This is a genomic window from Enterobacter vonholyi, assembly GCF_008364555.1.
Lineage (GTDB): Bacteria > Pseudomonadota > Gammaproteobacteria > Enterobacterales > Enterobacteriaceae > Enterobacter > Enterobacter vonholyi.
Window position 1 is genome coordinate 261,929 of record NZ_VTUC01000037.1, and the last position, 12,634, is coordinate 274,562.

10 protein-coding genes and 4 pseudogenes are annotated in these 12,634 nt (G+C 55.6%); 8 read left to right on the forward strand and 6 right to left on the reverse strand.

Annotation, left to right across the window (positions count from 1 at the left end):
• Positions 1–16 precede the first annotated feature (16 nt).
• From pgaD to pgaA, 4 genes are read right to left on the reverse strand one after another with little or no spacing between them, the layout of a single operon-like run.
• A complete protein-coding gene (gene pgaD / locus F0319_RS20135) occupies positions 17–448 on the reverse strand; it encodes a poly-beta-1,6-N-acetyl-D-glucosamine biosynthesis protein PgaD (protein WP_111963254.1) in 432 nt (143 codons plus the stop codon).
• Positions 445–1,776 carry a poly-beta-1,6-N-acetyl-D-glucosamine synthase gene (gene pgaC, locus F0319_RS20140; protein ID WP_111963253.1) on the reverse strand — a complete coding sequence of 444 codons (1,332 nt, stop codon included), beginning with the start codon at positions 1,774–1,776 and terminating at the stop codon, positions 445–447. Before pgaC ends, pgaD begins: the two co-directional genes overlap by 4 nt.
• Positions 1,769–3,706: a poly-beta-1,6-N-acetyl-D-glucosamine N-deacetylase PgaB gene (gene pgaB / locus F0319_RS20145; protein ID WP_149367636.1), complete on the reverse strand. Its 1,938-nt coding sequence runs from the start codon at positions 3,704–3,706 to the stop codon at positions 1,769–1,771. Before pgaB ends, pgaC begins: the two co-directional genes overlap by 8 nt.
• An 8-nt stretch (positions 3,707–3,714) precedes the next feature.
• Positions 3,715–6,153, reverse strand: a complete 2,439-nt coding sequence (gene pgaA, locus F0319_RS20150) for a poly-beta-1,6 N-acetyl-D-glucosamine export porin PgaA (protein WP_149367637.1) — start codon at positions 6,151–6,153, stop codon at positions 3,715–3,717.
• 672 nt (positions 6,154–6,825) lie between these two features.
• Between pgaA and F0319_RS20155 the strand changes: the two genes are divergently transcribed.
• From F0319_RS20155 to F0319_RS22480, 4 genes and pseudogenes are all read left to right on the forward strand, one after another.
• A complete protein-coding gene (locus F0319_RS20155; RefSeq protein ID WP_149367683.1) occupies positions 6,826–7,353 on the forward strand; it encodes a helix-turn-helix domain-containing protein in 528 nt (175 codons plus the stop codon).
• 131 nt (positions 7,354–7,484) lie between these two features.
• Positions 7,485–7,922: pseudogene (locus F0319_RS20160) on the forward strand (STM2901 family protein).
• Entirely contained in the window at positions 7,922–8,185 is a 264-nt protein-coding gene (locus F0319_RS20165; protein WP_274596044.1) for a DUF1493 family protein, read from the forward strand. Before F0319_RS20160 ends, F0319_RS20165 begins: the two are co-directional and overlap by 1 nt.
• Before the next feature lie 2 nt (positions 8,186–8,187).
• Positions 8,188–8,238, forward strand: a pseudogene (locus tag F0319_RS22480) (DUF1493 family protein); the annotation flags it as partial.
• 31 nt (positions 8,239–8,269) lie between these two features.
• Here the strand turns inward: F0319_RS22480 and F0319_RS22585 are convergent.
• A pseudogene (locus F0319_RS22585) lies at positions 8,270–8,411 on the reverse strand (IS256 family transposase); the annotation flags it as partial.
• Positions 8,380–8,559 (reverse strand): annotated as a pseudogene (locus F0319_RS22590) (hypothetical protein); the annotation flags it as partial. The pseudogenes F0319_RS22585 and F0319_RS22590, both read right to left, overlap by 32 nt.
• 296 nt (positions 8,560–8,855) lie before the next feature.
• Here F0319_RS22590 and F0319_RS20175 point away from each other — a divergent pair.
• The 4 genes from F0319_RS20175 to tssJ are packed head-to-tail and all read left to right on the forward strand — an operon-like array spanning position 8,856 to position 12,628.
• Positions 8,856–9,272, forward strand: coding sequence for a hypothetical protein (locus F0319_RS20175; RefSeq protein WP_149367638.1), 417 nt, complete (start codon positions 8,856–8,858; stop codon positions 9,270–9,272).
• Positions 9,272–11,032 (forward strand): type VI secretion system baseplate subunit TssF, encoded by a 1,761-nt coding sequence (gene tssF / locus F0319_RS20180; RefSeq protein WP_149367684.1) that lies wholly within the window; start codon positions 9,272–9,274, stop codon positions 11,030–11,032. The genes F0319_RS20175 and tssF overlap by 1 nt, the downstream gene beginning before the upstream one ends.
• Entirely contained in the window at positions 10,996–12,096 is a 1,101-nt protein-coding gene (gene tssG, locus F0319_RS20185; RefSeq protein ID WP_149367639.1) for a type VI secretion system baseplate subunit TssG, read from the forward strand. The genes tssF and tssG overlap by 37 nt, the downstream gene beginning before the upstream one ends.
• A gap of 1 nt (position 12,097) precedes the next feature.
• Entirely contained in the window at positions 12,098–12,628 is a 531-nt protein-coding gene (gene tssJ / locus F0319_RS20190; RefSeq protein WP_149367640.1) for a type VI secretion system lipoprotein TssJ, read from the forward strand.
• The last annotated feature ends 6 nt before the right edge of the window (positions 12,629–12,634 follow it).

Consider the following 12,634-nt stretch of genomic DNA (forward strand, 5'->3'; position numbering starts at 1 on the left):
CTGCGGGGGCTTTTCGTTACTGTTCTTCCTCTTCCTGCCCGTTGATCTTCAGATCGATGATGCGGCCAATCTGATCGTGGTACACCGTCAGCAGGTTGTACTGGCTCATCTCGGAGATGATCTGCGGTGAGACATTAAAGCTGCGGGCCAGCTCCTCCTCCTGCAAATAACCCGGCTGGCGCCGCCTGACGTGGGCACGGCGGCGATTGTACTGATACCACAAAATCAGCAGCCAGCCGTTGAGTGCGGCGAACAGCAGGTAGAGCAATACCGTATTAAAGGACGCAATAATCACGCCCCAGCTGTGGTCGCTCTCCTCGGTTAGCTGCATCCAGAGCCGGGCATACAGGAAAAACAGAAAGCCTCCCCACGCCACCAGCGTTAACGCGGCATCGAAAAGACGTGGCAACAGCCGATGTTCGGTCAGTATTAAGGTATTTTCGTTCATTGAAGGCTTCCTTTTCCCCGGTCCGGACTGATCCAGCGCGCGCGGGCGCGCTGGCGTTTAAGCATGACTTTTGGAAAGGCGACGAGGGTGGTGAACAGGCCGATCATCCAGTACACCATCGGGAACCAGATCACCCAGAAAAGCGAGCTGGCCACCTTCCGTTCATAGCGCCGCTCAATGTACAAACTGACGAGGAACTGCAGGAGGCACATCACGCCCAGCAGTAGCCCGGTAAACTCCGGTGGAAAGAGGCTCTCCACGGTCAGCCTGGCAGGAACAGGGGCGATATGGCTGAGAATAAATAACAGCACCGTCATGGCGTACGCGAAGGCCCACAGCGTTGACAGGGCGTACTCGATAAAAAGGGGCCACATGCGGTGATGCTCCCAGCGCACAATCCTGCGAAGGTTGACCAGAAACACCTCCGCGCCGCCCTGAGCCCAGCGCAAACGCTGTTTCCACAGGCCCTTGAGCGTCTCCGGCATCAGGATCCAGCACAGCGCCCGCGGCTCGAAAAAGATATCCCAGTGGCGCAGCTGGAGCTTCCAGCTGATGTCGATGTCTTCGGTGATCATGTCCGGGCTCCAGTACCCGACGTCCGCCAGCGCCTGTCGGCGAAAGGCGGCGATGACGCCGGAGACGGTAAAGACCCGGCCATAGATCCGCTGCGTCCGCTTGATGAGCCCGATAATCGATGAGAACTCGCCCACCTGAATGCGGCCGATCAGCGTGGAGCGCGTGCGAATACGCGGGTTCCCGGTGACCGCCCCGACGTGGGGATACTGAATCAGCGGTGCCACCAGATACGCTGCCGTATCGCGATCGAGCAGGGCGTCACCGTCAATGCAGACCAGCAGATCGCCCCGGGCCGCCGCCGCGCCGGCTTTGAGCGCCAGCGCTTTCCCCTGATTTTCCGCGAGATTAATCACCCGCAGGCGCGGCTGTTCCAGCGCCAGCGCCTGCAGCACCTGCGCCGTGTTGTCAGACGAGCCGTCGTTGATGGCGATAACTTCTATATTTTCATACCGCTGATCCAGCGCGGCGCTGATGGTCTCCCGGGCATTTCGTCCCTCGTTAAAGCAGGGGATCAGAATGGATATGAGCGGCTCACCGGCGAGCGTCGGGGCGGGCGTCTCTTTATCCCACGACCAGTGGCGTTCAAGCTGAAACCAGAAATAGAGCCCGCCGGTTATCCAGAGCACGGACATGAACAGCGGCCAGAAGAACACAAAATCCAGAATCAGTTCGCCGGTAAAGAGGGCGGCCACGCCCAATGGCAACCCGAATACCAGACATAAAATGGAAAAGGCGATAATGCGATCAGTCATTGTCAGGGTACCAGTACGAAGAAAATACAGGCCTGATGCGTGTGATATCAGGTTGGTTGTTGATGAAATCATCGGGGTAGTAACCGTAGTTTTTGACGCCGTTCAGCTGGAGCACGCGCATCCACTGCGCAAGCTGGCTATCAGAAACGGCGCGCTGCGGTTTCTTATCCCAGTCCCTGGACTGCAGTTCAAAAATGGTTTTATCGAGCGCGCCGGGACGTGTGGCGACCGCTTTAACCAGACGCGCCAGCCAGGCATCGCTCTCGTCAGCCGGAATGGACTCCATCAGCGGCATGGCCATCGGCACCGTCCAGTCATACTCCGCCAGAAAATCGTCAAGATCCTGCGCGAACCACGCCTCGCTTTCGGGCTGCAGAATGGGTAGGGCGAACATGTTGCGCGCGGTTTTTATCTGCGGGCCACGGATATGCTTCACCGCCAGGCTCAGGGCATGGGTAAACCCGATAAGCGTCTGGCTTTTCTGACGTGTTGTGCTCTGAGCGCCATCGTCCACGTCCGTCAGCACCGCATCGTCATGGAACAAAATCCCGTTGAAGCTGGCATAGCGGGCCAGATCTTCGTAGATGTCCGTTACCTGCTGGCGCACCTGCGGGTCCCACGGGGAGAGCCGGATATAGGGCTCGGTGGCTTCGCGCAGCTGGCCGGTTTGACGATCCCGGCGCTGCACGCGCGGCAGGAAAGGATCGAGATCGAACGAGAGCACCGGCATCCACGCGAAGACTTTCACCCCCGCGCGGGTTTGCAGCTGCCAGGAGACAAAATTAAAGAGATCGGCCCGGACCGGCAGACGACGGTTGGGGAAATAGAGCGCCTTAATCCTGCCGTCGCCCTGCGGGTCGGCAAACGCCTGCAGAAAAACATGGCTGATTTTCATGTCGTAGACCCGCTGGATCAGCCTGTTGATGTTTTGGGTCTGCTGGGCCGGATCGGGATCGTAAACGTAGTCGAGATCGACGTGCATGACGCGAACGGGATCGTGCTCCTGAACCTGGCTTACCGTACTGGCAAACGCCTTGAGCGAGGGATTGCCAGCGATCAGCAGACGAGGGATGTTCCCCAGCTCCTGCACGTTCCCCAGCCCGTCTTCAAGGGTAAAGGCCAGCTGATAACCCTGCTGTCTGGCGATAGCGAGCGACGTGCCGTTGGCGGCACCATAGGGCCAGACCCAGGCGCGCGGCGCTTTGCCCGTCACCTGCGTGATTTTTTCAGTCACTTTGCGAACGTCATCGCCGATCCGCTGGCTGAACTGCCGATCGGTTTCATAGCGGCCCGTGGCTTTATCATAAAAGCGGTTGGCGATGGCAGGTTCGCGGCTGCCCTGCGGGTTGGCCGGAATGCCGTAATGCGAGGCCCAGGTGTGCGATCCGATCTCAATCAGCGGGGACCGACTGAGCTCGCGCACCATGTCCCACGTCGCGAAGCGATCGCGGGGCGTCATCAGACCGCCGAAGTTAACTTTTTGATTTGCCGGCGTATCCACCCAGCTGCCCACCGGCGCCCAGAGCGCAGGGACGTTCCACGCCTGAAGCAGCGGCCAGACGCGGGTGTAAAAGCTGCTGTAGCCGTCGTCAAAGCTGAGCAGAACGGCTTTCGGCGGCAGCGTTTTTTTTCCGTCATGGGCATCCAGAATGTCCTGCACGCTGATGATGTGATAACCGTTGTGCAGCAGCCAGCTTATCTGCTCGTTTAGCGCGCTGGTACGCACGGAGAGGTAGCGCTGATCGGCGGCATCGTCTTCTACATCGTGGTAGGCCAGCACCAGAAACTGGTTCTGCGGCCAGGGTTTGCTCGCCTCCAGCTGTGGCCGCGCTTTGGGGGCAATAAACGAAAATGCCTGCGCGCAGACGCTCGCGCTGAGGCAGAGCCAGCCGAGGAGTATCAGGCTCGCGGAAAAACGTGTGTTAAGCATAATCATCCTTAAAAGCGTAAAGTCGCGTCTAACGTGACGGAGAGGTTGCTCTCGCGTTTGCCGTCGTAAGGGCGTTTATCCCAGTTCAGCATCACGCCGGTATCAATAACGTTGTTCCACTGAACGCGCTGTCCGTAACCCAGCAGGGCGATGGCGCCAGCGGACTGATTTTTCTGCCAGTAGCTGCCGCCTCCCGCCACGAACTGCTGGCTCCAGAGGGTGTCGTAATGGCGGTACATCTCATGGTCAACGGCCAGGGCCGCCGTCACGGAGAGATCCCGCGCCGGGTTGTAGTAGAGCGTGTCCCGCAGGCTATTTTTACTGGCGGCGATCCCCGGTTCGAGATCCAGCGTCAGTGACGGGGTCTGCCAGAGACGCTCCTTGCCCGTGAGGGTGTATTCCTGGCGGCGGTTATGATCCGAGAAGCGGCTGAGGGCGGCACTGAACTGGTACTCACGACGCTCGTTTTGATACCAGCGCACGCCGCCTTCCCCCCGGTTGGCGTTGATCCCGTTGCGTAACGCCCGCAGGGGCGTGGTGTGCGACAGGCGCTCAAGGCTGCCGCTGACCTGCCAGCTATCGGTGACAAAGTACGTTGTTGAGAGGCGAGCGCCCGGCTTGTTCGCCCCGTGATAGCGGTTGCTGGAGAGTTCGGCTTCGAGCTGGAGGTTGCGTGGCCGCCATTTGACGCCGCCCAACAGGTGACGGCTGGAGCCTTTGCCTTCATCGAAATTACCTTCGGCATAGCGGGTGCCGGCAAACAGCCGCCAGCTATCCGCCACGGGTGGGCCATAGAGCGTGGCGTCCCAGTTGAGGTCGTGCGTCCCGCTGACGGGGTTATCGGAGTGCAAACCCTTGCTCGCGTTGAGGCGCAGCTCGGACATATGGTGGACGGTGCGGAGCCTGTCCAGACGCCTTGCGCTGCGATCGCGCGGCGCGCGGGCGACTACGTCGTCGGCCAGTAAATCCATCTGCCGCCATTCCTGCAGATCCATGGCGACGTAAGCCTGCTGCTGCTCAAGTTCGAGATTCGAGGGCTCCAGCGCCTCCGCCATTTTCAGCGTTTGCTCGGCCGCGCGCGGCAGGCCTCGCGTCTGAAGCAGCGTGGCGTAGTCAATCTGCAATCCCTGATTGCCCGGCGCGGTTGTCGCCAGACGTCGCGCCAGCTTTTCGGCTTCCGGCAGGGCATTAGTCGCCAGCAAATAGTTAAAACGGAGCGACTGCCCGGTAAGCCACCGATCGTTCGGCTGAGGGGTAGGGGAACCGAAATCGTAACGGGTCCAGGGAACGTTGCGGGTCTGGCGCTCTGCATACCGGCGGGCGGACGGATACTCTCCCGTATCCAGCCAGGCGTAGAAAAGCGCGTGCTCTTCGTCCTGCGGATCGGAAGCGTATTGCGGATAGCGCTGCAGAAGCGCGAAGGCGGCCGCGGTATTTTTCTCCTGGAGGTAGGACGAGATCACCCAGCCGATTGCCCAGCCCGGCACCGGATGCCGGGCTGCCGTCAGATCCTGATATTCGCTGATGACCCGCGGGTAATCGGCATGAGCGTAGAGCGCGCCGAGCCGGTCGATACGCGCAAGGACGACGTCTTCCGCCGCCTGCGGCTCGCTTTGCCAGCGAGACAGCAGTGCGTCGTAACGATTCAGTGCGGATTGCGCAAGCTGCAGGCGCTCCTTTTCTGTTCTGCCAGGCACATCTGCAAGGCGAACGCTTTCGGCTGCGGCATTCAGCTCTAGACGACGACGCTCCGCTGGGGACAGCGCCACCTTTTTTGAAAGCTGGAGAGCGGGAGTATTGACCCGGTTATCCGTTAGCGCGTCGATCAGCTCGCGAAGAAGCGCGTGATTTTCTGGCGCGATATTCAGCGCGCGCGTGTCTGCTAAAAGCCGATCCCAGCTTTTTCCCTGGCGTAACCAGACATACCCCAGCGTCTGAAGATGCGCCTGAGAGGGATCCTCCGCCACCAGCTGTCGGGCTTCCTTGAGGGCAAGCGTATCTTTACGGGCATCGGCCAGGGTTTTGATATAGCCGATACGATAATCGTCGTTATCCGGCGCAAGGCTCAGCGCTTCTTTCCAGAGCGCCAGAGCTGGCTGCCACGCTTTCTGATTTCTCCTGGCCTGTGCGACAGCCGCAACGCCACGGGCGGGCAGCGGCATATAAATGCTGTAGCGCTGCCAGACCTGAATAACCTCGTCATCATGACCTGCCCAGGCCGCTACCTGTAACCAGTCCGCAACGTGTTCAGGCGTCAGGGCATGCTGCTGCTGATAACGCTGAAGATAATCGAGAAACGACGTGTAATTACCGTTACGCGCCTGTTGAATCTGTTGCTCATAAACGGATTCCGAACCCTGAACCAGAACAGGAAAGAGTAATAACAGAAACAATAATGTTGGGGTGCGATAAAAGAATAATGTACTTAAGCGAAGCGATCTTTCCATATCTATTTGCCATTTGTTTATCATGAATCCATTGCATAACACGGCCGCCTTTTAACTCTGCGTTAAAGGCCATAAATGGGAACATTAAATCTGAATGCAGTAACGTTATGGGGTACTTACTTAAAGGTAATTATGTAACCTCATCTCAGTGGTCTGGATGGGAGGTAATGTACACCTGATATGTTGCCGGATAAATATGCTGAAAAGCTGCTGTGTAGTTTTGAGATAATTCTGTAATAGGCGTGTTTTTGTGTTTATTTTGAATTGACTAATTAATTATAACTAATTGAAATAATTGCATTTTATTTTTATTGTGACAGTTTTGTATATATTTTTTATGACGCTAATCTGTCTCAATTAAAGTACTTTCTGGTGCATGTTTGGGAAGTTTCATGACAAAAATTCTTAATGTTTAGAGAAGTGACTTTTCTGGGATTGTTTTTTATTTATAATTAAAGACAGACATTGAATGATAGTCTATAGGAAGTCTTACTCATCAATGTGTGTATTGAGGGATGTCCAAAGCCAGAATACATTTATCGTTAATATAACAGCGCTATAAAACGAAGGCGGTCTTCTTTTCGCAGGATCGTTCTTGCTTTAATCTAAAAGGGATGGTTAGTGGCAACTTCAATAGTGTTAGTGACTCAGGATCGCTACCTTGTCAGGGGCATGCGGATATTTTTTCCGGATATTATCCTGCTCGATTCGATTGACAGAAACATATTTGATAACGGTGCAGATGAATATTCTGTATTGATTGATAGTCGTGCGCCGCTTCGTTTATATGATTACCTGATACGCCATCCGGCCAGAACGAGAAAAACGATTTGCTGCGTTATGCTTGATATGCGCCATCGCGAGGAGAATCTGCTCAGTATGAAGCTGTTTATGAATACGTCGCTGACGGAGCCGGACATGGCCTCGCTGTTTAATCTGGTGCTCAATATGAAGGGCAGGCGCCTGACCACGAAGTGGCTGCTGAATTTACGGCTGAGCACGCATGAAACGATCATGTTGCGGTTGCTGAGGGCAGGCATGTCAATGGAGGAGGTTGCTGACGAGCTGAATACGTCGGTGAAAAGTCTCTACCGCAAACGTACGGCGCTCTCGGAACGGCTGGGGGCGGAGAACTTCAATGAGGCGTGTCTGTTTATCTTCAAAAACAAACTGCTGGGCGCAGGTGGGAACGATCCCTGAGGTGGGAGAAACCAAAAGCATAGAACTGACTTGCGGGCGGTATTCTGAGTTTTAGGAAAACTGGACGGTGACGACATCCTTGTTTTAGCTATGGATTTACTCTGGCTCAAAACGAGAGAAAGGACGTTGTAATGGACACGGTTGAAGAGACTGGTGGAACATAGTTCTATCACGGAAATGCTAACGTAACAGCGCAGGAGCTATTTTTGCTCATATTTGCTGAGGGTCTTGCAAATCATATGGGGGTGACGGTTGAGTCTGCTGCAACCATTTTGGCTGGGCAACCCCTTCTGCCTAAGCGAAAGGTCCTGGGTGCATCCGGATCACGGACAAGTATTGCCTCGAAAGTTGCGCGGCGTATTTTAAAGGGAGCACGTTTCCCCGATGGCATAAGGGTCGAAACCACCATTGGTATGGGTAAGACACGGCTAACAAACAAGGTCGAGGCAGCAGTAGGGCGGGCGTATACTCAGGCGGTGATTATTTTTATTACGGTTGCCAGAGAAACGAGAAGCAAGTACAACCTCATCGCGCGACCTAAAGATCGCATTGTCTGGACATACTTCTGATGTTGCAACCTGATGAACAAGAATTGTTAGATTACATCACTGATAATTACAGTGACCGTAAATCTCCGGCAAGGAAAGAATGGACCTTCCAGGAGCATTTCAATCTCGTACCTGAAGATCTTGAGGACATGCTGCTGGACCTTTTCACCCGGTACGGAATTGAGTATGGCAACTTTGTGATGGACCATTATTTTGAGCCGGAGCTGTTTTGGTTTCAGTTTCGGCTCACAAAAAATTCCGCGACCGTCAGTATAAGCCGCTAACGCTTGAGATGATTATTGAGTCGGCAAAAGCCGGACGCTGGCTGTATGACTAAGGGGCAGAAAGCGCCTTATGATGTTTACGCCGATTGGCGCTCGTTCCATGCTATTCGGTGATTCGATAGCATTCGTAGTATAGATGGCCCTGCGGATATCTGGTGGGTAGATGAAGAATGTGTTCAGGCATTTTCCAATGCCTACACCAGCTTTTGCTCATTTGTAGATGTTTGCCAGCCTGTAAATAAACCCGATTTAGTTCCACATATTTTTGAGATCCCTGACTGATGATGTTGTAGACGGTATTCCTCAGTCATCAAGCTGTTCAGTGATTCATGCGGATGTTCACAGTTATACAATGAGAGGCCCGGTTTATTGATAAGTTGCTAATTAAAGCATTGGCATGAAAAATTCATAAGCATGTCAGCGCTCTTGTTCATCTTATTTTATTTTACTTTATCTTCGGATGTCGGCATGGCGGAGGAAGTGGCTTTTGTGAAATTTTTATCAAAATGGCTTAGGAAGGTTTCTGTTAAGTGTCCATGATAATAAGCGTAAGCAACAGTGCTAACATTTGAGCTTTTGGGTTTGATAATGTTAAAAGTTAACATTGTAGATCTCACTACCGGCAACAAAGACGTAGCTGTGGTGGATGCGATGATCATACCCGGTGGAGATGAGCCGACAGATTGTTGATGCGCTGGATAAAGAGGGCATCAGTTACAACGATCTCCGGGTCGATGCATTGTTGCGTTGTCGGTATGTTATGGATATCTCAGCAAATCACGCTGCTTTTTCTGACATAAAAATAACCAGCCGAAAGCGGGTGCTGTTCTGGTTTCCGGTTGCGGTACTGGTGATTTTCTGTAGTGGTGTATGGGTTCTCAGGCAATTAACGTCAACGTCAGTAAACTCGCCCGTCTTTATTTTCTTTGTCTGGCTTTATTTTATGTTGTGGCTGTGGATCTGCAGCCTGAGCCTGAATGAGTGGGAGAGGCTGAATAAGGCAACATTGCTCTGGGCGCAATTATCCCCGTATCTGGGGGCCTGCGGTATCCGGGTTTCAGCGGACAGCGATGAGGTGCCGGAGTGATGGAAGATCTGACCCTGCGCTATTTCGACACCGAAATGCGCTACCTGCGCGATGCGGCGCGGGAGTTTGCGGAGCTGCACCCGGAAGAAGCCCGTGAAATGGGGCTGACAATGAACGGCGCGAAGGACGAATCGGTTGATCGTCTGTTCCAGGGCTTTGCCTTCCTGATGGGCCGGGTGCGCCAGAAGCTGGACGATGATTATCCGGAACTGACCGAAGGGGTTATCAGCCTGCTGTGGCCGCATTATCTGCGCCCGCTGCCGTCAATGTGCGTGGTGGAAATTGCGCCGGAGCCGGATGCGCTCAAGCACAGTGATGTCATCCCTGAACATACCGAAGTGATTTCAGCCCCGGTGGGAGACAACCGCGTGCGCTGCCGTTACCGCACCACGCGACCGCTGACCCTGCATCCGCTGATGCTTCAGAAGGCAGGTAACTTCACCGAACCGGACGGCAGGAGTGCCCTTCGTCTGCGTTTCATCTGTGGTAATACCGCTGACTGGCAACGGCTCGACCTTGCTGCGCTGCCGCTGTACCTGAACGGCGATACGCCGCTGGCCTCGCTGCTGCATCTGTTTCTGACCCGCCATGTGGCACAAACCTTTATCCGGATGCCCGGCAATGTTGACCGTGAGCCGCTGGCGTTGCGCTTTCGTGCCAGCGCCTTTGATGCAGATGCGTACCTGTGGGACGTGGAGAAGAGTGAGTACAGCGGCTATCAGCATCTGCTGGAGTATTTCACCTTCCGCGAGAAGTTTATGTTTGTCTCGCTGGAAGGACTGGAGCAGGTTGCCTGGCCTGAAACGCTGCCCTGGTTTGAGCTGGAGCTGCGCTTCACGCAATCGTGGCCGCATGATTTCAGCGTCAGTGAAGAGAACCTGCGCCTGCACTGCGTGCCGGTGGTGAACCTGTTCCGCCTGGATGCACGTCCGCTGGCGATTAATGCAGAGCAGACGGAATACCGGCTGCAGCCGTTGCGCGATAACGACCCGCATACTGAAATCTTTGCGGTGGAATCGGTGGCCGCCTCGTTTGAAGAGGATGCGCCACATTACACCCCGTTTCGTCTGTTTGAGCAGCGGGGCGACATGCTCCGGCGTGAACGTCCGCCCCGGTATTTTCATACCCGTGTGCTGCGCGGGCCGTCAGGCCGTACGGAAACCCGGCTGATTCTGGGAGGCGAAGAGTTTGAACGTGAGCGCCTGTTACCAGATGAGCCGCTGGCGCTGAGTCTTACCGGCACCAACGGCAGCCTGCCGCGCATGACCCTGAAAAGTATCCTGCTGGACCAGCTTGCCGGTACACCGCAGACACCGGTTCGCGTGCGTAACCTCTGCCCGCCGTCAATGCCCTGCTACCCGCCGAACGAGAACCGCTTTCACTGGAAGCTGCTGAGCCAGCTCGGCAGCAGCTTTCTGTGGATGATGAACAATGCAGAGGTGTTGCGTAATACCCTGGCGCTGTATGACTGGACGGACAGCGAGACTCACCGTCGTCGTCTGAACGGTATCCTGAATGTTGAACACCACCGGCTGGAATACTGGAAACGCGGCCTGATACGGGGTGTGGATATTGAGGTCACGCTCGACACCACGATGTTCGCAGGCATGGGCGATGCCTGGCTGTTTGGCAGCCTGCTGAACCGCTTCTTTGCCCAGTACGCCGATATGCACCTATTTAACCGCCTCACCCTGATACTGCAACCGACAGGACACTGCCTGCGATGGAAAGAAAACCATCAGTCAGCTTCACGGGGCTGAATGACGCATTCGGCGGGGACCTGCCGTACACGAATTTTTACCGCTTCCTGCAGTGGCTGGAAAAGACACATCCGGAGTATCCACCACTCGGCAGCAGCTGGCGCATCGGCGATGACCCGGTGCGTCTGCGTCCGTATGCCGGAATGGGCTTTCCGGCGGGTGAGTTCAGGGGCATTGAGATTAACCCGGATGACAATCCGGATTCACCGCCCACGGTCAGAACCACCTTTATGGGGCTGTACGGCGTTACATCACCGTTGCCCACGGCGTATATCGATGACATCACGCAGCGGCGTGAAGGTCATGAGACGGTGGAGCACTTTCTCGACATCTTCAACCACCGCCTCATAACGCAGTTTTACCGCATCTGGCGCAAGCACAGTTACCCGGCGTCGTTTGAGGACGGCGGCACGGACAGAATTTCACAGTGCCTGCTGGGACTGGCGGGACTCGGCATTCCCGGTACGGCTGAACACCTGGACACTCCGCTGTCGCGCTTTCTCGGGATGCTGCCCGCCCTGCAAGTACCGGGGCGCACTGCTGAAGGCGTGGCCCAGGTGGTCAGAATGGTCACGCCGGATACTTCTGTCACGGTGATACCGCGCTATAAGCGAAAGGTGGAAATCCCTGAACTGACCCTGAGCGCCAGCGGAGACGGATTTTGTCTGGATGACTGCCCGGTGCTGGGCGGTTTTGCCTGGGATGTGAACAGCACCATTGAAATCCGCCTGTATACCGAAAGCAAAGCCGACGTGCGGAGCTGGATGCCACCAAAATACTCGCTGTATCACGATTTACTCTCGCTGCTGCGGGTCTACCTGGGCTGGCGCTATGACGCCCGCATTTTCCTGAGCTTTCCCCGCAGGCTCCTGCCCGCGCCACGTCTGACGGTCCGGGACAGCGAAGACAGCGTTTACATGGGCTATTCGTTCCTGCTGGGCCACGACCCGGACGATACGGGGCCGGATCCGGAAATGCCCGATACCGTGACGATTAAACTTGGCCGCTACGAAGGGCTGAAAAAGAACCCTCATCATCGTGAGGTGACGGAGGTTGAGGACTGAGATGATGATGAACAGAAAAATATTTCACGCTGCCGGTCTGCTGGTGGTGCTCACCCTGACGGGATGTGGTCTGACGCAGAAAGTCAGTGATGGCACGACCTCGGTCGCGAGGGCCATTTTCTACAAACAGGTGAAAACCCTGCACCTCGACCTTGCCGCCCGCACCGCGCTCAATCCTGATGAAGACGGGATGTCACTGGCAACGGACGTGTGGGTGTATCAGCTGAAAGACCGGCAGGCGTTTGATAAAGCCGATTACGCCGCGCTTCAGTCAGGTGCCAGCACGCTGCTGAGCGCTGACCTGCTGGCAGAAAAGGACGTGTGGGTTCGCCCCGGCAGCACGGTTTCGCTGAATATGCCGCTGGATGAGAAAGCGCAGTACGTGGCGCTGGTGGCGCAGTTCCGCTCACCGGATGCGCGTAAGAATGACTGGCGGCTGGTGCTGACGCGGGATGACCTCGATCCGGACAAAGCGCGGGTGATTGCGCTGGAAGGGCATTCGATAACGCTGAAAGTGGCTGAAGATAAATGAGGACTT